This is a genomic window from Bacillus sp. EKM501B (genome assembly GCF_011800505.1).
Lineage (GTDB): Bacteria > Bacillota > Bacilli > Bacillales > Bacillaceae_G > Bacillus_A > Bacillus_A cereus.
On the sequence record NZ_JAALFZ010000005.1, the window covers coordinates 30,257 to 49,668 of the forward strand.

Here is a 19,412-nt window from a genome sequence, read left to right on the forward strand (position 1 = left end):
AAGTGACCCTGAATCAGATATCATACAAAATAAAGTTATCTTCCTATTCGTCCAAACAAAAATTATATGCTATAGCATATATAATACCTAAAACAAAGTTTGTTCCTTATGAATAGCATAGCATCAATAAGGAACAAATATTAATAGTGTGTATCATACAATTTGTTTAATAACGATTGTAATACTTTAATTTCTTCCTCGCTCAAATTACTCGTAACGAAATGGTGAGCGTCTTTCACTACAGGCAAGATTGTTTTCTTTAACTCGTCGCCTTTTTCAGTTAAAAAAAGGTTATGTGAACGCCTATCTTGGTCATTCAAAGCCTTCCTTACAATCCCTTTTCTCTCCATTGACTGTATCATTCTAACAACAGTAGTTTGATCTTTATCAATAGCTTCCGCCAACTCTTTTTGAGTAGTGCTCCTTTGGCTACAAAGAACACTAATAATCCCCCACTGCTCTGGCGTAACTCCATACGGCTTTAATTTCTTCGTAAAATAATTGGTCATTTTCACATCAGTACGGTGAACAAGATAGCCTATTAAATCATGTAAGTTCATATATCACCTCTATAAATTAAGATATAAAAGGATACAGCATACCAGTCAATCATTCACAATGAATGTATTTGTTTCACCATATATATGCTATGGCACATATATTAAAGTAGATTATTTTAATTGTCAAATGATTTACCTATTATTTTTCGAAAACAAAATCGTCCCTTTAGATTATAGAAGGAATGACTAATTTGACGTATTTCTCTGGCGATTTCTCCCTTATCGTTTTATGATATGCTAACAACATTTGATAAAATACGGTATCTATAGACAGTCAAACACCTTTAAAGATACCTCGTCCAGTTCTTGCTGTTGCAAGATAAACAGCATATAACCAGTTAACCACCCACATTAGTAACGAACACATAAAGAAAAGGCATTCCAAATATGAAACGCCTTCTTTCGTTTTATAAAACCATCCAACACGCTGAACTTTTCAATTTAATATAATCACTCGTTTAACTAAAGAAATTGATTACGTGCATAACGCTCTTCTCACTTTTCTTGCAAAATTTAGTGGATCATCAACGTCTTCGATATTAACGTAAATTAAATTTGGATCATCACATAACCACTCATTGTGTATAGACGAAACGATTATTCCTTGTTTAATAATTGTCGCCACAAATTCAGTGACTTCTTTTTGTAAGAGTGCTACTCGGCCTAGGCATAATGCCCGTCCAGTTTTATTGTCTCGTGATTCGAATGAAAAGGAAGTTGTTACTCTAAAACGTTTTCCCAAGATTGTTGCTCGTATTTCATCTCGGTTTATTGTTGCCACGCATTTCCCACCGGCGAATCCTTCTTGACCGCCAATGATTCTTGCAAACTGTTGACAAATTGATTCCTCATTAACCGCCATACCTTTAATCATTCCTCCTTTTACTATTAGATTATGAATTCATACATAGGTCTGAAACGGCAATGAATCTAATCTATTATAAAAAAATGATGGCGATCTACCGAAAGCTATTAACTCAATTATTCTTGATCGTATGAATTGTTATCAGAGTTTAAATGGTGCAGAATTTTTATTTTATGCTGAATGGACATCGGAGACTGAAAGCAAAACTCAGCTATTATAATGGTAAGACATTTTTAAAGAGCATAAAAAAGACACCCTAAGGTGCCATCCTCCGACTTGAGAATTATATCTATGTATGGAGAAATTTAGAAAAGACAAATACAAAAGAGAAGATTCTAACTATAATTTATAGAACTCTTATGCCATGACTTACTTACATATTTCCTTATTTACCAGAAGAAGAATCTCAGTTACATTATTTTCTGAACAGTCTCGTTAAAGCCATACCAAGAAATCCAGCGCCCATTCCTATTAGCCATCCAGTTTGGGCATTACCTAACATAGATCCCACTCCTCCACCAAGAAACATACAGCCAACGAATACTAATCCTCCAATTCCCCAATTCGGCCGTTCCATAGTTCCATCACATCCTTTCAATAAAATATATGCGATTAGCTAACTCAACTTTCTTCCTTAAGATAGTTCATTACTTTGCTTAGGTTTAGCACATCAGGGAATTGATAAGATGCGAAGCTTGAGTCATTTATATAGATTGTAGAAATACGGGTATCAATCGTTATTAAAAATAACTGACGCATTTTAAACATCATCGATTTTATCATTTTGGACAACCTATTCTGTTAAATTGATATACATGCGAAAAAACTATCAAAATAAAACCCCAGAAATCCAAAGGTCTCTGGGGCTCCATTATATATTTAGCTCTTTTTGCTTTTTGTTTTGTTTATGTCTATACAGCAATTTTCGGCTTATTAGAGAAATCACTAATAAGGTCAGAATTAATAAGATAAGTTGCATAAATGATAAATCAAAATATTTAGCACCTGTAACGATTAAAAGTGTAGAAATCGTACCTTTTACAACGAAAAAAATAATAACCCATAATCCGCCTTTTTTCCAGTTCATTTTATATTACCCTTTCCTACGTTTAAATTCTTAAAATATTTAATGATAGTTCTTAAATGTGACAACTTAATAGAAATCTATTATATTAACAAAAAATTCATGTCTAATTACATGCAACGATTCTATATTAAATGAAAATGATATTCATCGTCAATTTTATTGACTATTTGAATACTTATTATTTCTTTCTACTTTGTTTCTTATAAGCAATACACTTTTATATTCAAACAAAAACACCTCCATTACATTTGCACACTTAGTATGCGAATGCAAGAGGTGTTTTTTTATATACCATCAGGTAAGATTTCCTGCTTTGTTTATTTCTTGATACGTAGCTATTTTTTAATACACAATAACTGGATCATACGTGTTCAAACTATCATATACAGTTTTTGCAACATTAGGAAGAAGGTTCACACACCCACCTGATCCTCCTGTTAAATAAGCATTATTTCCCCAGTCTTTGCGCCAGCCGGCATCGTGGAATCCTTGACCACTATTTGTGAATGGAACCCAGTAATCTACTTTAACCGCATAATCAGCTTTTCCTACTGCGTTACCTCTTAGCGTATATGGTGTTCGTTTATATAGGACGTACCACACACCTGGTGATGTATCTTCACCAGTACTATGTTTACCAGTTACTACATTTGTTGTAACAACTAATTTTCCATCTTTGTAAATCCAAATTTGTTGCTCTGCAATTGAAACTTCTGCATACGTGTCTCCGATGCCATTATTCGATGTTGTTTTATAACCGATACCTTCCTTCTCCCAACCATTCCCGTGAATATTAGAAGCAGAAAGCGATTTTTCGCCTTTCTCAAAGGCTTGTTGAACTTGTTTAGTTTCTTTTTCAACATCTAGTGCCCAGCCGTATCCTTCTCCTTTTACTGATATGACTGAACCGGAATGAGTTTTAAATGAGAAATCTTTATTTAATGTTGATTTGGCATTATTAATTTCAGTAATTTTCTTCTTAATGTCACTCGCATCAATTGTAACTTTCATATCCTTTGACATAGAGGCATTTTGAATTAAATCTTTCGCTTTTAAAGGATAAACTTCATCCTGCACTTTATACTCAACAGACTGCCCAAGAAGATTCTGTAGTGCTTTCTCCTCTTTTTTGACAATCGGATCGTCTTCTTTAATAGGTTTTATGTATGCAGACTTCAGATGAATTTCGCTTTTATATTTTTGCTTATCATAATCTTTCAGTAGACTAGTAACATCATACTGTTTTCCTTCAACACTTTTCGAAATAACAATTTTCCCTTGTTCTAGCTTCGCCATAGCATCTTGAGGCGCTTTTAATTTCTCATTCATAGAGATGAGCTTTTCTTCTACAAGTTTTTTCATCGTTTCACTACGATACTGATCTGCCTTCTCTGGTAGCAATGAATAATTTTCTCCCTTTGAGGAAGGGAAAAATGTCCACTGGTTTTTTAATAGTTTCTTAACTTGAGGCAAATCTTTTTCCGTAAGTTCTGTTTTTGTATCTTTTTCATCTAAAATTTGTTGTTGATCAACATAGACTTTGTTTGCTAGTCCAGATGTCTTTAATTTCTGTATTGCCTGATCAGCGCTCAGACCACCAACTTTTGTGTCATTAATTGTAACATTCGAATTGAAGTGAGTTGCCTGATAATAACTCATTCCCCCAATAAGAAGTGCAATTACACCAATACCCGCTGCAATAAACTTCCAATTTGTATAACGTTTTTTTGATCTTACTCGTTTTTGATCAATTTCTTCAACTGATTCATTTGTTGTATTGTTGTTCATCAATCTTTCCCCCGTATGCATTAACGTCAAACGATTTTCAACTAAAATCATAAACTAGTGTACCTTATTTTTCCTAAAATTTCATTATTTCCGACCACATTTTATCGCAATTTAATGATTAAATTTAGATTTTTCAATAGTACGATGCATTGCACAGCCCTTTACAAGTTATAAAATGAAATTTCAATCAACCGTTATACCAAGGAAATTAACTACATCTTCTTTGGAAAACTTTTTCTCTTTACGCAAATACGAATTATATTATCCATTTTATGAACATCACCTCCTAATTTTGTCAAAAAAATAAACGATAGTCCTTCTATCTAAAATGTAGAAGGACTATCGTTTTTTCAGTTAGAGTATTTGTATAATCGTTTAAGTTTTTATTTCCTGAAGGTCAAACTTGATGAAGATGATGAAATTTCATCTCATAGCCTTTAAATGAAAACATTATGTTTTTTATGGCAACCAAGTTTATTTTCTTAGCTTGATGTCCCCCACATATCCAGCAGCCTAAGATGAAGTAAGAGTCTGTTCAACTAGATTTTTTCTAATATTTTTAGGAGCATCTTATTTCGCCTCGTCATATTTCACTAATTGAATTTAAAACACATCCGTATGCTATTTAGTAAAATTTACGATTCGAGACGTAATTATTGCAGTAATCAAGATAATACTAGCGGTTATCAAGCCAGATTCTCCAATCCAAATCTCAGTTTGATACCCTGTACTTGCACGTGTGAAAGGTCCTTGAATAATGGCATTCCAAGTAGCATGGATGATAACCGAAGGCCAAATGCTACCTGTGATAAGTCGTAAATAAGCTATAATATAACCGAATGGTACAATACAAAGATAGATACCAAGTACTGAAAGAACGACAGATGGTCCCGCTACATATAGACCAGCAATAACTATTGGAACATGCCACGTTGCCCAAGTCAATCCACTAATAAGGATGGGCCGTGAAAACTCTGCATCGACTAGCCTTGTGAGCATATAACCTCGCCAACCCATTTCTTCTCCCAAAGCTGGGATTAAGCCAAGCAAACTTCCGAAAATGCCGCTCAATACTACTAGATAAATGAAGCTGAATGGTGCCGTTACATACTGAAGCCCAAGCATATTGTAGATCGGTTCTAAAATAAACATACCAACTTCGGGATACTGAAACCCCGCAATTCCGCTCGACCAGGCGATAGAATAAGTAATTCCACAAATAATCATAGGGATTAGCAGAGCAAAACCAATCCCTTTCCATATCTTTAAGTTACCGAGACTAAAAGATACATCTTTAAACCCTTCTTTCAGTATTATGCGAGTCAAAATAGAAGATAATGCTGGGGTAAACATATATACCACAATAAGTGGCATACTTTTCGTAATTATTACTACTACATTTAGGATAATTGAAGTAATGATTAAGATACTCAGAAAAAGTTGAAGTCCTATTTTAGCACGTTGGATTTTATCTTTATTGTGGAACGATTTTGCGTGTAATATCATTTTAATCCGCCCTTCCCCTATAATTCACTTGTTTATCGAATATACTTCTTGTCATTTCCACAGACACAACTTAGAATAAAAATATTTTTGTATACAAATTCATTCATCTTTAAAATCCCTCCCCAATTTATAATCTAGTCTTACTTACGACTCATCAATGTAATTATTATTTATAAGTTGTCATAGCGGATAGTACAAAAGTGTAATGATTAGTCTATGACCTGTGTCAATTAACCTTATGACAATATGTAACTAGAAAATATGATATGGGATAGATAACAATTGAATTAAGGCAATTGATTCGTGCAAGTACAATGAATCAATCTTGCTTTTACAAATAATTCAATTGAGGTGAAAAAAATGAATAAGAAAAGAATAATTGCAATGGTTAGTACAGCTTTATTAGTCACAGGATATGTAGAAGTAGGAAAGGCTCAAACAATAGCAGTCGAAAATTCAGGTCAATCAATCCAAAAAAATATAGTTAAATCCATACAATCACAGGCTTACCCATTAAAAACGATAGAGCCGTCAAAAAAATTTGAGGATTTAAAACCACTTAAGAAAATGATTGGGAGCGCACAATATGTAGGTTTAGGGGAGAATACTCATGGAAGCTCTGAAATTTTCACTATGAAGTTTCGCCTTGTGAAATATTTGGTTACTGAGATGGGTTTTACAAATTTCACAATGGAAGAAGATTGGGGAAACGGCTTAAAGCTAAATGAATATATCCAAACAGGAAAAGGAAACCCTAGAGAATTTTTAAACTTGTTATATCCTACTGATGAAATTATAGCCATGATTGAGTGGATGAAAGATTATAATGCTGATCCATCCACTAAAAAAAAGATCCAATTTATTGGGCTCGACTTAAAGGAGTTGGACCAAGGTTGCTTTAATAAAGTAATTGATTATGTAAGGCTGCATCGACCAGATTTGCTGGCAGAAGTAGAAGAAAATTATAAAGAATTGCCGTCTTTTACTGGAAGTTTACAGGAATATATGAAACTTGCTCCTGAAATAAAAGAAAAGTTCAAAGGAAATGCTGAGAGAGTATCCCAATTACTAAAAGATGAGAATGAGCAAGCCAACACAAAAATAGTTTCACCCGAGTACATCTGGGCGAAAGCAACGGCAAGTGCAATAGAGAAATTTACAACAATGCTAATTCCTAACGACCATCCAAGTCTGTTAAAGTTACATGAGCAATACATGGCCGATCATGCAATGTGGGCGCAAGAAACATTCGGTGGTAAAACGATGGTATGGGGACACAATATTCATATAGCTAAAGGAATTATCGATGATGAATCATACCCTTATGCTGCGGGGCAGTTTTTGAAGGAACGTTTAGACAATAATTATGTCACAATTGGTAGTACAACTACGGGGGGGAATTTCACCTTATACAGTGAATATGATCCTTCCACTGGAGGTAAAATTACATCGCGTGCGATTCCACAAAATGTAAATAGTTTCAATTATACCCTCGGAAAAGTACCATATAACATGTTTTTATTGGATAACCGTCACCTTAAAGGACCAGCAGAGAAGTGGGTTAAAGCAAAAAGACCATTACTAAGTATAGGGGCACAACTCTTCCCCAACGAATCGGCATACTTTGATAAGTCATTGCTTGAGCAATTTGATATTATTTTTCATATTCGAAAAACAAGTCCATCTCATATTAAATAAAAGTACAAAACAATCCCGTTCTTGCAGATGCAAGAACGGGATTGTTTTATGGTGATTCATATAAGCATCTTTTTTAACCAGAATTAGGTTACTCTCCCCTTTTTATCATCATTTAAAAATGTCATATGACACTTTTACACTAGTGAGAATGACAAAAAAAGCAGTACAATTCGGTTATTACATAGATAGGAGCGAGAACTTTATGAAATCAAGATTCATCCAGAATGGTTATTTTTTATTGCTAACTTTCGTTACAGGGTTGTTTTATTTTTGTTTTTATCTAATAGCTCTGCTATTCAGTTTCACCCTTTCATTTACGGTAATTGGGATTCCACTAGTTATACGCGTACTACAGACTACGACACCTTTTATCCAATTCGAGCGCATACAGACGAAAATTTATACAGATATTTCAACAGACTCTTATGATAAAAGTATAACAATAGATACATCAAACTGGGCTCAGGTGAAATTAGTGCTTACAGATCGTCGTACTTGGTCTGCTGTCTTTTGGTTAATGCAGAAATTTGTGATTGGCATTTTTAGTATCATTTGTGCAACCATTTTTTATGTAATGCCACTTATGTTCTTGTTGGCACCACTACTGTATCGCTACATTGAAATGAATATTATATTCATACAGATAGATACTTTTACTAAGTCACTCTTTGTAATGTTTATGGGTATAGTATTTACCGCCATAAGTAGTAGAATAGTAGATCGTTTGACAAAGAAAATTGGAGGCTATACACGTAGCATGATCCAGCGACTAAATCAATAGAAGTTTGCCTTCTATGAGAGAATTACAGCGTAAAATTAAAAAGTACAACAATGTATGAAGGATTAATTTATAATATAGGAAGTAAAAAGGTTGGCTATTTAGGGGGTAAATGACTTGTTAGATATAGTTAAGTATTGGTTTTGGTACGATTGGATTATGTTAGGAGTCCGTATACTTATTAGTGTCTCTATCGCCATAACCACATTCGATTTTCAGGATAGTATAACATTGCCGCTTTGGATTATTATTCTTTGGGAAATTATTGCCTTCTCTGTTCCATGGGTAGCCTTACTATTCAATTATAAATATTATTTGTTCACAGACATACTGCTATATGGTGGACTATGTATATATTTAACCTCATTATTCCCGGAAGCTTACAACACATTTCTTATATCAGTTTTTCTGATTGCTGCGAATAGTAAGCATTTATCCTATTATTGGACAGCTCCAATAACAGTTTTTATAACAACTGGAATTTTCTATGCGCTTGCGCCAAGTAATAACTATTGGATTATGGTTACCTACTATGGACTTGCTTATGTAATGGGCTTCGCTTTCCATTTATTAATCGTCAATCATAAGCAAAATGAAGCAATTCGTAAACAAAACGCAGTACTTGAGCAATATATGTCTCAGATTGAACGTATTACACTGGCAGAAGAACGGAACAGGCTGTCGAGCGAGCTTCATGATACAGTTGGTCACGCTTATACTTCTATTATTATGGGGATGGAAACGTTGCGCACCGAACTTGCTACTGAAATGGGTATACAGAGGCTAGATTCTCTGCTTGAAATGGGACGGAAAAGCATCGAGGACGTGAGAGGTTACCTACATCAAATGGATTCTCGATGTCAATCTCCTTCCTTGATTCAATCTCTACAAAATCTTGGAGCCGAATTTCAGGAGCACGCTCAGGTAAATGTAAGTTTTAGGACATTCGGAGAGGAATATCAACTATCTCGGCAAGCGAAGATCACATTCGTTCGTTGCTTACAGGAGTCCCTTACGAATGCAGTACGTCATGGTCAAGGGACTGAAATTATAGTTTCATTGCAGTTTGAACAACAATATACGAGGTTAGAAGTTCAAGATAATGGAAAAGGAAATGTAGAATGGCAGGAAGGCTTCGGTATGAATGCGATGAAAGAACGGGCAATGAACTTGCAAGGTCATTTGTCTGTATATACAAAGCCAGAGGAAGGAATGCTTGTTACATGCACCATACCGCGACAAACTGAAATAAAAAATGGACTTATTCGTTTGTTAATTGTAGACGATCAGCCATTTGTTCGGGAAAGTTTGAGGACACTACTCGATAGATATGAAGATTTAAATGTAGTCGGTTTGGCTGAGGATGGCAATGAAGCCATCGATTTGTGTGGGCGCCTTCAACCCCATGTTATACTTATGGATTTAGATATGCAGCACATGGATGGAATCGAAGCAACCAAAAAGATTAAGCAACAATGGCCACATATCCGCGTATTGATTTTTACAACGTTTCAAGATACCGAACAGGCAGTGGAATCACTTCGCAACGGTGCGGATGGTTTTTTACTTAAATCTATTGAAACGTTGGAGCTAGCCAATACGATCCGACTTATTCACAAAGGTGGGACACTAATTGATCAGGGAATGTCTCACAAAATATTTGAGAAGTTTGATGAGCAAAAAGAGACACCACAATCAAAAGCAGCCGTTTATGAGCTAACAGCTAGGGAGATAGAAATATTACAGCTAGTAGCAAAAGGACTTCGATACACTACCATAGCATCAAGGTTATATTTGTCAAATGGTACGGTCAGAAATTATGCTTCTACAGCTTATACAAAGCTAGGAGTCTGTAACAAAGAAGAAGCTGTTCAAAAGGCTCTAGAAATTGGAATTATTGAATAAAAAAGTGTTTTTTGTTTCTTTACAGCAAGATGAAATGTAGTTACAAAATACATAGAGGATAAACTTATGAATTTAATTGGATATCATTTTTTATAGGTAAATTTCTTGAAAAATTTAACCCTGTTTAAAAAATTTAAATAGCGTTGCTACATATTGAATGTAGCAACGCTATTATTTTCTATATTAGAAATTAGACATCTTTATTATTGCTATAGGGAAGGCTGTTTCAGGTCTTTTCACATGAAGATTCCTCTAAGCCAAATGCCCCCTCCCTAATACACTTGTTGCCTCTGAAAATAACTATTTAAAAATATGGTTGCTAATTTCATTTCAATCTTCCTTGCACCCAAGTGGCAATATTATTTATAACATACTCTGGGATATTAGCAGGCTATAATATTCATTCGATTGACTTAATTCTCCATCTCCTTCTGTAAAGAAGTGATTTCACTTTCGATACAGTCGATAATTAATGTTATCTCTCTCTTAATTGTTCTTTCCAAAAAGGATTATCTATCATTCTTTATGAATAACATCATTACATTGATCTTTTTTTCGAGAGTACAATTCCTTTATATAATTGAACTGTAATCAAGTAATAAATCGAATAAATTACTACAAAAATAACAAGTGGTAAGCAAATACGAGAGTACGGATTGATTAAAATAGGACTAAACATGTTCATACCAAATAATATATGAGTAATCCCGACAATTGCTGGGAATAAAAATATGAAGTATAACTCTTTATAGATTGAGTTTGTTAATAATTCTCGGCGGACAACAATTTTACGAAACGTTTGATAACGTGCCACATCTTTTGATGCTCCCGACAGAACTTTAAACATTAAGCAACTTGCCATCGTTGCTAAAAATGCAACTCCAACGAAGAACCCCATAAACATTAGTCCGCTAGCAAAATCATGACTCACAATATTGTGACGAAAAACCGGGAAAATAATAATAACTAGTTACTATTATTATTTATTTGTCACTTTTAAAGCATCTAACACTATCTTGGTTGCTTCTGCAATAAGCTTATCATCGTATTTAGCATCCTCTTTATCATGATTAGAAAGTATCGCAACAACAATTGGTTTTTTATTTGGTGGCCAAATAATTGCGATATCATTTCTGGTTCCATAAGATCCCGAGCCAGTCTTATCAGCTACTTCCCATCCTCCTGGAACTCCGGCACGAATTAAGTTGTCTCCGGTAGTATTCCTTTTCATCCAATCTATTAATAAATCCCGTTTCTCAGTTGAAAGTACATCTCCTAGCGTAAAAGCCTGAAGACTAGTAGCTAATGCCTTTGGGGTACTAGTATCACGTACGTCTCCTGGAGGCACTTCGTTTAATTCTGGTTCAAAACGTTCAGGATTTGTAACGGTGTCTCCTACTTCTCTTAGTGATTTTTTGAATTCACTAGGTCCACCTAATTGTTTAAGAATAAGATTTTGTGCAGTATTATCACTATATCGAAGAGAAGCATCTGCAAGCTCTTTCAGGGTCATACCACTATCAACATACTTTTCTGTAATTGGATTGTAATTAACAAGATCTTCACGGGTATACAAAACTCTTTGATTTAGATCTTCTATTGATTTCTTTTGTAAAAGTACTCCCACAGCTAAAGCTTTGTGGGTAGATGCGTATGCAAACCGTTCATCTGATTGATAAGTAACGGTTTGATTCGTATCAGTGTCCAATGCATAAATACCGAGTTTAGCATCAAATTCTTTTTCAAGTTTAACAAAAGAATCATTACCAGTAATTTCTTGTTTGATTTGATTTGTTTGTTTCGTTTGTTTAGGTAATTCAGATTGAGTATTACCATCGGAACAGCCTATAAGCGTTGCACATGAAAGAAATACTACAGGTACCATCTTTTTGTAATGTAAAATGTTAAAAAACTTGTTTAAGACTATCATACATTTTCAACCTCTTTCAAGAATATATGTTTTTTTAGGTGTTATACATATCGATACAATTAAAGAGTGTATCGGATATCACTCTCTTGCATCTCACTTTTCATAAAATGAGTGAACTATCATGAACCCCTGTTTTATACGTATACTTAATAGACAACCTAAATAACAAGTTTGTTCCATTTTTATCAGTAGTCGTATCTAGAAACCTAAAAAAGTCCATTTAGAAAATCTAAATGGACTTTTTCACCCATATAATCCTATCTATAGTTAAACGAATAAGATTAAATAAATTTAATTTTTCTTATTTTATCTAATAAACTGTTTAGGCATTTCTTTAACGTGCTTATCGTCATCACGCCAATCATAGGTTTCTTTCTGTGAAACATCTAAAGTTTGATCTCCAATTCTAACAATATTCTTATTTACCCATTCAATATATGGATCTGTATCTGGATAGTTCCAATATATATTTTTCTCTGAATCTGTATCAAGGTTAACTAATTCACCCCTAACAGCATCCGCACTTAATGATCCTGCATTATGAAAATAAGTCTTGATGAGATATTTTCCATCTGGAGATTTCACTGTTCGAATTAATTCCCCTTTTGGAACACCTTGCAAACTAAAAAGTTTCCAATATCCAAATCCAATTATAATTACTAACATAGTAAGTATAGTTAGTAATACTTTTCTTTTCGTTTTTTTAATTTCACCTTTTGTATTTATAATACTCATTCAACTCCATTCCACAGAACGCATACCATATTATACCATTAAATAAATGGTATAATATATCAAAAATAAAAATCCTCCCGTAATAGTATTATAAAAAGGGCATGTGATGGTCTCCCTATTTATAAAGTGAAACTTTAATCACCCTCACCAATCTGGCTGCCCGTTAATGCGGGATAATCATGAAAATTCCCCTTTAAGAAAAATATAAAAAATCAGACAGTATACTTGAATTGCTCTTCGCAAGAGAATATACTAATAAAGCAGGCTATGACGTTCCTTCCTTCTAACTTCTTTGGCGAAATAGGGATGTTACTTTCCTGCTAAACACATAGGCTATGACAATTCTTCCTTCTTTGTAGAAATTTCAAATTGTTTTAGAGTTGTCAATTCCCTATGAAAAATAATTAGACTATAAAACCTCTTTCTTCTTTAGGATTGAATAAACTTTAGTTTATCAACCATTGATGTAGAGGTTTTCTTTTCTTAATTAACAAATTACCACTTAACAACTAAATGTTATACCCCTAATTTTTCACTAAAAAATAGCTATGTACCCTCTGTGCATTTTTCTACAATTAGTGTGTTTATACATATAAAAATAAAAATCTACCACTGAAAGGAGGACAGTCAGACTATTCCCCTCTTTTATAAGGCGTGAATAGCTGGCGTTCTCATGAAAAATTCTATTTACATAAGAAGAAGTTTGAAAGTAATTATAAAAAGAGAAGAAAATAAACTACCGAACATTTATTTAGCCACTGTTTTAAAAAACTTGGAAAGTTTAGGATTTACTTTTTCCGAGCCTTTAATAGAAGAGTTGCAAACCCTTTCGGTTGATGCATTCACATCGTTTTACAAAGAGTTGGTAAAACATTTAAAAGAAATGGTTGGAGCACATATTCAGTTTACTCCTATGTATCCAAACTCTCCGCAACAAATGATGGATTTAAGTGACGCTGATTTATACATTAATGCCATTATTCATTATGTGACGTTGCGCCTACCTGTATCAAAAGTAGAAGAACGACTCCCTCTTTTAGATAGAGTTGATTTGAAAGTTATTGACTTAGGAAGTGAAGAAGATTTCAATCAAATGATTTCTCAATTGATTAGTGCAAACAGCTCTATTTCCTCAACTGATAAGACGGATGTAGAATGGGCTATTACACACACTGAAGATGTTTCCTGTTTTCTACCTAATGTAATTCCTCATAAGGAAAATATGTCTTTTATAATTGGGGTTTTATTAATAAACAGAAAAATATCAGCCGATGCTGCTGCAAAGTATTTTAAAACAGCAACTGATGTTCTTCGCCTTGCAGTTGCTTTATCTGAAGGCGATGTGAGTTTAGCATCCTCCGTCCGATTCAAGAAGTTTAACCGAGCAGAAAGACGCTTCCTTTTAGGTTTGTTAGAGCAATGCGGAAACATTACCGAAGATATGCTTCGATACAAAAAACGTTGGATTCGTTTAGGTGAAATTCTTCATCCAGCAGAATATCATACTCGTTTCCCAAAAACCCACCGAGCATTTGAGATTCTTCGCAACAACATTAAAGTTGAAACATTTAATGGGAAAATAGAAGCAGCTTTGTTGAATCGTGATATCATGACAGCGAAAAATCTTTTAAAAACTCGCCCAGGGGAATTTGCCAGACGCTTGGATCATTTAATCCGTTTATGTAGTGATAAGTCAACAGATGTTTTCAATATTCTCGAAGATTTTCTAAGTATAATAGGAAACGTTTCTACTCCTGTATTACTTCAACTCACGGCTCATTTTAAGCATCGAAATGATAAAAATGAATTTCGTACCTTTTTTCCAAAGGGAAATGTAGCAAAAGCTATAGGTATTGAAAATACACTTCCATTTATCTCAGAGGATATTTGTTTAATGATTGTAAAAATGTGTGAAGATACTTTAAAAAATCGCTTCGCAGAACTTCCAAGTCTCGGAAAAGTATTTTTGGATGAACAGTTAAAAAATCACTTAGTTCCCTTCTCTCAACGTTCAGCCAGCAAAGCGCTTCGCACATTATCTCGAGGAAGTAAAGTAGATTTGCCAGAAGGAGATACGATTCGTTTTTTCCTATGGTGGAAAGAAGGCTATGTGAATGGACAACATACAGGACGTGTTGACATTGATTTATCTGCTGCAATGTACGACGAAGATTGGCAATACAAAGAACATGTATCCTTCACGAACTTACGTTCAAAAAATTTCAAAGCCTACCATAGCGGAGATATTACTTCTGCACCAAAGGGGGCATCTGAATTCATTGATTTCGATATTCCGTCTGTGCTGAAATATGGTGCACGCTATGTAGTAATGACTTTGCTTTCTTACACAGACCAACCGTATAAAGATTTACCAGAATGCTTTACTGGTTGGATGGTTCGTCAATATCCTGGTTCAGGTGAAATATTTGAACCTTCTACTGTTCAAGATAAAGTGGATATTACTGCCGACACCCAAATCTCTATTCCAGTTATTTTAGACTTAAAGGAACGAAAATTGATTTGGACAGATTTGTCTCTTACGAGAGATCTAACTTATGATAATACCATCGAGGCTAATCAAAAAGGTATGATACTAGTTGGGAAGGCTTTAACTAATTTAGTTAAACCGAATTTATATGACTTGTTCCGATTACATATTGAAGCTAGAGGTGAACTCGTTCAAGACATCGAAGAAGCAGAAAGCATTTTTTCTTTGGATAAAGGGATTACTCCTTTCGATATTGAAAAAATAATATCTGATTTTATAGCTGACTCAAAAGGCTAACTACATTACAAACATTGATAATGCGTGGAAAATATCGATGTATAATGTCTATGTGAAACAGGACCTGATAGATGCATATCAGGTCCTGTTTTTTATTTAGTAGATACTAAATAGTCCGGTTAATCACTATTCATCTAAATACACTATACTAATAAAGTGAAATTTATTCGAAAGAAGTTCATTAGTTAATATGTATCTAATTAAGAAACAGTCATATACCAGCCCAAACATCTTTTCCATATCGCCCTTCATCTTGCACACGATCCAACCAATTTCTTGCTTCTTGTTCACTGACTTCATGAATTTCTTGATATGCTTGACAAAGGGTATCTTCTACATCCGGAGCCATTTTACTTCCATCACCACATATATAAAGATGAGCTCCATTATCTAATAACGAAATTAAATTGATTCTATCTTGTTTTATTAAATGCTGTACATATGTTTTTGGATGTCCCTCTAGACGAGAAAAAGCTGTGTGTAAAGAGATTAATCCATCTCTTTCATCATTTTCTAGTTCTGTACGATAAAGATAATCTTTTTCAGGATGACGACAACCAAAATATAGATGTGCTTCTCCTAAGTTAATACCTTTTTGCTTTTGAACACGACGCGCTTGCAAGAATCCACGGAATGGTGCAATTCCAGTACCTGGCCCAACCATAATAATTGGTGTTTCTGGATCTTTAGGTAATTCAAAGTTTGATTGTGGCGTTCGAATGAAACAGATAATCTCATCTTTATTATGACGCTGAGCTAAGTAATTAGAAGCGACTCCTTCATATGTCCCTTCCCCACTCCATGCAGGCGCATTAACAACACCGACCGTAATGCTCAGACGATTCTGTGCAACGAGTGGAGAGCTTGAAATAGAATAGTAACGCGGTTTGAGCGCAGGAAGAAGTTCTAAAAAGCGTTCAAATCGGATTTCACAAGCCTCATACTTTTCAAGAAGGTCCAACATTGAAATCCGTTTCTTTAGTATTTGTTCATGGTAAACTCCTTCTTCTAATAATGCTTCCAATTCTTTTTTATGAGGAGGACATGCTGTGAATGTTACCATTTCTCGTATTTGTGCTCGAGTGGCTGCTTCTTGAACTTCAACACTATAACTAAGAAGGTCCAATAAACTAACAGGACTGTCTAAAGGTATGTGATTTATACTTCGTCCACTTGCACTCAGTATAACTTGATCCTTCCCATTTAATCCAAAACGTTTTAAAATTCGGTTGATATTTTTCTCGCTATTAACTGGCAACACTCCAAGGTGGTCTCCTTCTTTATATGTAGCGCCTTCTGGCAAGGATACCTCGATATGTCGTGTACTTCTATCACTACTGGATGATTGGAGTTCACGATTTTCTAGTATAGATGCATAAACTGCTTCATATGTTCGTGCAAGAGGAGATCCTCCAAGACGACTGACAAATTGCAAACTCAAAGTACTGCGCTCTTTTTCCATATTTTTGTTGAGCTCCAATCCAAATGCCTTCATTGCATCAGACCACATACTTTGTTTCCATTGCTCAAGCTGTTCCTCGAAATCACCACTTGCATCTGCTTCTCCGCGTTTAGAAAATCTTGTTGCTCCTTTTTGAGCCATCTGCTCATCAATGTACCTTGGAATCCGTTGATAGGTACTAGCCCAATTATGATCTCCACAACCAAAAACTGCGTATTGAACCCCTTTTAGCTCATCCGGTTTTAGTTCCTCCAACCATTGCACAAACTGCCCTGCATTACTTGGTGGTTTTCCATTATAAGAAGAAGTCACAATAAGTACCGCTCCTTCTTTTGGCAAACTTCCAATTCGATCGTTAAGAGCTACCACTTCCGTTTGAACCCCTTCTAAACTAGCTGTATCCGCTAATTCTCTTGCAATACCTTCTGCTACCCCTGTATCCGAGCCATACAGAACAAGAAGCGAAAGATTATCGGCCCCAATAATAGAAGGTGTCTTCTGGACGTGTTGCTTAATTTCATGGTTTTTCAGCTTGTCCTCTGTAGGTGGAAGAGCAGTAGGATGGCTAATAGTTTGTTTTCGGGGTAGAATCCTAATCTTAAAATCACCGGGCTTTAGCGTTAATGTTTGTTTTACGTCCAGCTGATAGTTTTGATAATCGATTAATTCAAAATGTTGAAGAAGCATTCCCATTACAAGAGTGGCTTCATGAAGTGCAAATTGCATACCGATACATGCTCTCTGGCCATTTCCAAATGGCTTATAAGCATGATGAGGAACCTTATCCAGCTCTTCAAATCGTTCAGGTTGGAATTCTTCCACATTGTCTCCCCATGCATCTTTATCCCTATGTAGCTGTGGAATAAGAACAGAAATACGATCTTCTCCTTTCTTAATTGGGTATTTCCCGCCAATCACTGTATCTTCTTTTGCATAGAGACTGAATGCTGGAGCGGTAGGCCATAGACGCAGTGATTCATTTAAAATCATCCGTATATACTTCAGTTTCATAACTTGTTGGTATGTTGGAGTAGGATCTGTCAAAACACGGTCTACTTCTTCATAGGCTTTTTTCAATTTATCCGGATTCTTTAATAAAAAGTAAATTGCAAAAGATAACAATCCACTTGTTGTCTCATGCCCAGCTATTAAAAAAGTGATAATTTGGAAACGAATGTTTTCATCATCTAATTTTTCACCAGTTTCCGGATCTGACACATTTAACATACGGGAAAGTAAATCATTTTCTTCCTGATCTCCACTACTTTTACGTTCAGCAATAATATTATCTACTAAAGAAAACATAGATTGGATATCATGCTGAAATTGACGTTTCGTTCTCCACATAAGTTTGTCTTCTATATCCAGCCGCTGCAATTGGTGCATCGCCTCATCTAGAGCACGGGTCATGCTAGTAATAAAAGGATGAGGGGTCTCACGATAAAAGCTATTAAATCGGTAATTAAAACCACATAGACCAATTGTATCTAACGTAAGACGAGTCATATCCTCCGGAACATCCACGTTTTCATTCGGATTAAGCCGTGCCCATTTTTGAACGAGTTGTACAGCAATATCAACCATCATAGCATGGTAATCTTTCATTGCCCGTTGGCTAAATGTAGGCATCAAAATATTATGAGCTTTTTTCCAGTTAGGCTCGTGAGTCTCGCTTGTAAATAATCCGTCTCCAGCAAAGGCGCGAACTTTTGCTAAAGCACCCTCTATACTTTTATCGAACCGTGTTTCGTCACAGACTTCTGCTACCAGTTCATGTCCGGAAACGACAATAATGGTATCACTTAAAGTTTGAATTTGAAAAATGGGACCATACTCTTCCGCTATCTTGATAAAGGATAGGGTCGGTTTATCTTTATCGATTAATGGGAGATTACCCAGCGGTCCATATGTTTTCGGCTGAGGAATGGCAGATACTTTTTTTTCCATTTAAAACACCCTTTCAAAAAAGCATGAAATAACATATCCCATTTAATAAAGAGGAAATAGCAACTAATCGCCTGGGATAAAGATATGTAATTGATTACCTTATTTTATCTTTTCCCTAACTATTCATGATTATGATATTACGTATAAGCTTGGCAATTAGATTTATAACTTGTAGAAAAATACTAAATTAAAATGAAGCGAATAAATATAGTTGGAGCCTTTTAATGTTGGTGTTAAAAGATAATCTAAACTTGTAATGTTTATAAGAAATTGCAAACGGATCTCATCTCTTGTATTTGTTTATAAAAACGATTATTTTGATTCATTTTCTTCTAAAACACCCCAAAAATAGAGAAGTTGACGAGC

General features: G+C 34.9%; 13 protein-coding genes and 2 pseudogenes. 4 read left to right on the top strand and 11 right to left on the bottom strand.

Annotation, left to right across the window (positions count from 1 at the left end):
• Positions 1-140 precede the first annotated feature (140 nt).
• From HFD78_RS12755 to HFD78_RS12780, 6 genes are all read right to left on the bottom strand, one after another.
• Positions 141-560: a MarR family winged helix-turn-helix transcriptional regulator gene (locus HFD78_RS12755; protein ID WP_001048566.1), complete on the bottom strand. Its 420-nt coding sequence runs from the start codon at positions 558-560 to the stop codon at positions 141-143.
• A 475-nt stretch (positions 561-1,035) separates the two neighbouring features.
• Positions 1,036-1,422: a DUF1259 domain-containing protein gene (locus HFD78_RS12760; RefSeq protein ID WP_001986336.1), complete on the bottom strand. Its 387-nt coding sequence runs from the start codon at positions 1,420-1,422 to the stop codon at positions 1,036-1,038.
• Positions 1,423-1,840: 418 nt separating this feature from the next.
• On the bottom strand, positions 1,841-2,002 hold the full coding sequence (locus HFD78_RS12765) for a hypothetical protein (RefSeq protein ID WP_000441008.1): 162 nt from the start codon (positions 2,000-2,002) through the stop codon (positions 1,841-1,843).
• A 294-nt stretch (positions 2,003-2,296) separates the two neighbouring features.
• Positions 2,297-2,512: a hypothetical protein gene (locus HFD78_RS12770; RefSeq protein ID WP_001104104.1), complete on the bottom strand. Its 216-nt coding sequence runs from the start codon at positions 2,510-2,512 to the stop codon at positions 2,297-2,299.
• A gap of 342 nt (positions 2,513-2,854) precedes the next feature.
• On the bottom strand, positions 2,855-4,300 hold the full coding sequence (locus HFD78_RS12775; protein ID WP_001064057.1) for a L,D-transpeptidase family protein: 1,446 nt from the start codon (positions 4,298-4,300) through the stop codon (positions 2,855-2,857).
• Between the two features lie 621 nt (positions 4,301-4,921).
• A complete protein-coding gene (locus HFD78_RS12780; RefSeq protein WP_098005355.1) occupies positions 4,922-5,806 on the bottom strand; it encodes a CPBP family intramembrane glutamic endopeptidase in 885 nt (294 codons plus the stop codon).
• 360 nt (positions 5,807-6,166) lie between these two features.
• Here HFD78_RS12780 and HFD78_RS12785 point away from each other — a divergent pair, with 360 nt between their 5' ends.
• From HFD78_RS12785 to HFD78_RS12795, 3 genes are all read left to right on the top strand, one after another.
• Positions 6,167-7,504, top strand: coding sequence for an erythromycin esterase family protein (locus HFD78_RS12785; RefSeq protein ID WP_001036187.1), 1,338 nt, complete (start codon positions 6,167-6,169; stop codon positions 7,502-7,504).
• 202 nt (positions 7,505-7,706) lie between these two features.
• On the top strand, positions 7,707-8,285 hold the full coding sequence (locus HFD78_RS12790; protein ID WP_000842197.1) for a sensor domain-containing protein: 579 nt from the start codon (positions 7,707-7,709) through the stop codon (positions 8,283-8,285).
• A gap of 114 nt (positions 8,286-8,399) precedes the next feature.
• On the top strand, positions 8,400-10,187 hold the full coding sequence (locus HFD78_RS12795; protein ID WP_065703686.1) for a helix-turn-helix transcriptional regulator: 1,788 nt from the start codon (positions 8,400-8,402) through the stop codon (positions 10,185-10,187).
• A gap of 325 nt (positions 10,188-10,512) precedes the next feature.
• Here the strand turns inward: HFD78_RS12795 and HFD78_RS12800 are convergent.
• From HFD78_RS12800 to HFD78_RS12815, 4 genes and pseudogenes are all read right to left on the bottom strand, one after another.
• Positions 10,513-10,704 (bottom strand): annotated as a pseudogene (locus tag HFD78_RS12800) (alpha/beta hydrolase); the annotation flags it as partial.
• A gap of 21 nt (positions 10,705-10,725) precedes the next feature.
• Positions 10,726-11,121: pseudogene (locus tag HFD78_RS12805) on the bottom strand (ABC transporter permease); the annotation flags it as partial.
• Between the two features lie 45 nt (positions 11,122-11,166).
• Positions 11,167-12,117 carry a class A beta-lactamase gene (bla, locus tag HFD78_RS12810; protein WP_000636459.1) on the bottom strand — a complete coding sequence of 317 codons (951 nt, stop codon included), beginning with the start codon at positions 12,115-12,117 and terminating at the stop codon, positions 11,167-11,169.
• Positions 12,118-12,423: 306 nt separating this feature from the next.
• Positions 12,424-12,852, bottom strand: a complete 429-nt coding sequence (locus tag HFD78_RS12815) for a DUF5412 domain-containing protein (protein ID WP_000022542.1) — start codon at positions 12,850-12,852, stop codon at positions 12,424-12,426.
• A 673-nt stretch (positions 12,853-13,525) separates the two neighbouring features.
• Between HFD78_RS12815 and HFD78_RS12820 the strand changes: the two genes are divergently transcribed.
• Positions 13,526-15,637, top strand: a complete 2,112-nt coding sequence (locus tag HFD78_RS12820) for a TerD family protein (protein ID WP_191968079.1) — start codon at positions 13,526-13,528, stop codon at positions 15,635-15,637.
• Between the two features lie 211 nt (positions 15,638-15,848).
• On the opposite strand, the gene cypD is transcribed toward HFD78_RS12820, so the two are convergent.
• Complete coding sequence (gene cypD / locus HFD78_RS12825) at positions 15,849-19,046, bottom strand: bifunctional P-450/NADPH--P450 reductase (RefSeq protein ID WP_000412774.1); 3,198 nt, start codon at positions 19,044-19,046, stop codon at positions 15,849-15,851.
• Positions 19,047-19,412: the final 366 nt, after the last annotated feature.

Coding starts and splice junctions, on each gene's coding strand:
- HFD78_RS12820 (WP_191968079.1), top strand. CDS start 13,526: ATGAAAAATTCTATTTACATAAGAAGAAGTTTGAAAGTAATTATAAAA.
- HFD78_RS12790 (WP_000842197.1), top strand. CDS start 7,707: ATGAAATCAAGATTCATCCAGAATGGTTATTTTTTATTGCTAACTTTC.
- HFD78_RS12815 (WP_000022542.1), bottom strand. CDS start 12,852: ATGAGTATTATAAATACAAAAGGTGAAATTAAAAAAACGAAAAGAAAA.
- HFD78_RS12775 (WP_001064057.1), bottom strand. CDS start 4,300: ATGAACAACAATACAACAAATGAATCAGTTGAAGAAATTGATCAAAAA.
- HFD78_RS12765 (WP_000441008.1), bottom strand. CDS start 2,002: ATGGAACGGCCGAATTGGGGAATTGGAGGATTAGTATTCGTTGGCTGT.
- HFD78_RS12770 (WP_001104104.1), bottom strand. CDS start 2,512: ATGAACTGGAAAAAAGGCGGATTATGGGTTATTATTTTTTTCGTTGTA.
- cypD (WP_000412774.1), bottom strand. CDS start 19,046: ATGGAAAAAAAAGTATCTGCCATTCCTCAGCCGAAAACATATGGACCG.
- HFD78_RS12755 (WP_001048566.1), bottom strand. CDS start 560: ATGAACTTACATGATTTAATAGGCTATCTTGTTCACCGTACTGATGTG.
- bla (WP_000636459.1), bottom strand. CDS start 12,117: ATGATAGTCTTAAACAAGTTTTTTAACATTTTACATTACAAAAAGATG.
- HFD78_RS12785 (WP_001036187.1), top strand. CDS start 6,167: ATGAATAAGAAAAGAATAATTGCAATGGTTAGTACAGCTTTATTAGTC.
- HFD78_RS12780 (WP_098005355.1), bottom strand. CDS start 5,806: ATGATATTACACGCAAAATCGTTCCACAATAAAGATAAAATCCAACGT.
- HFD78_RS12760 (WP_001986336.1), bottom strand. CDS start 1,422: ATGGCGGTTAATGAGGAATCAATTTGTCAACAGTTTGCAAGAATCATT.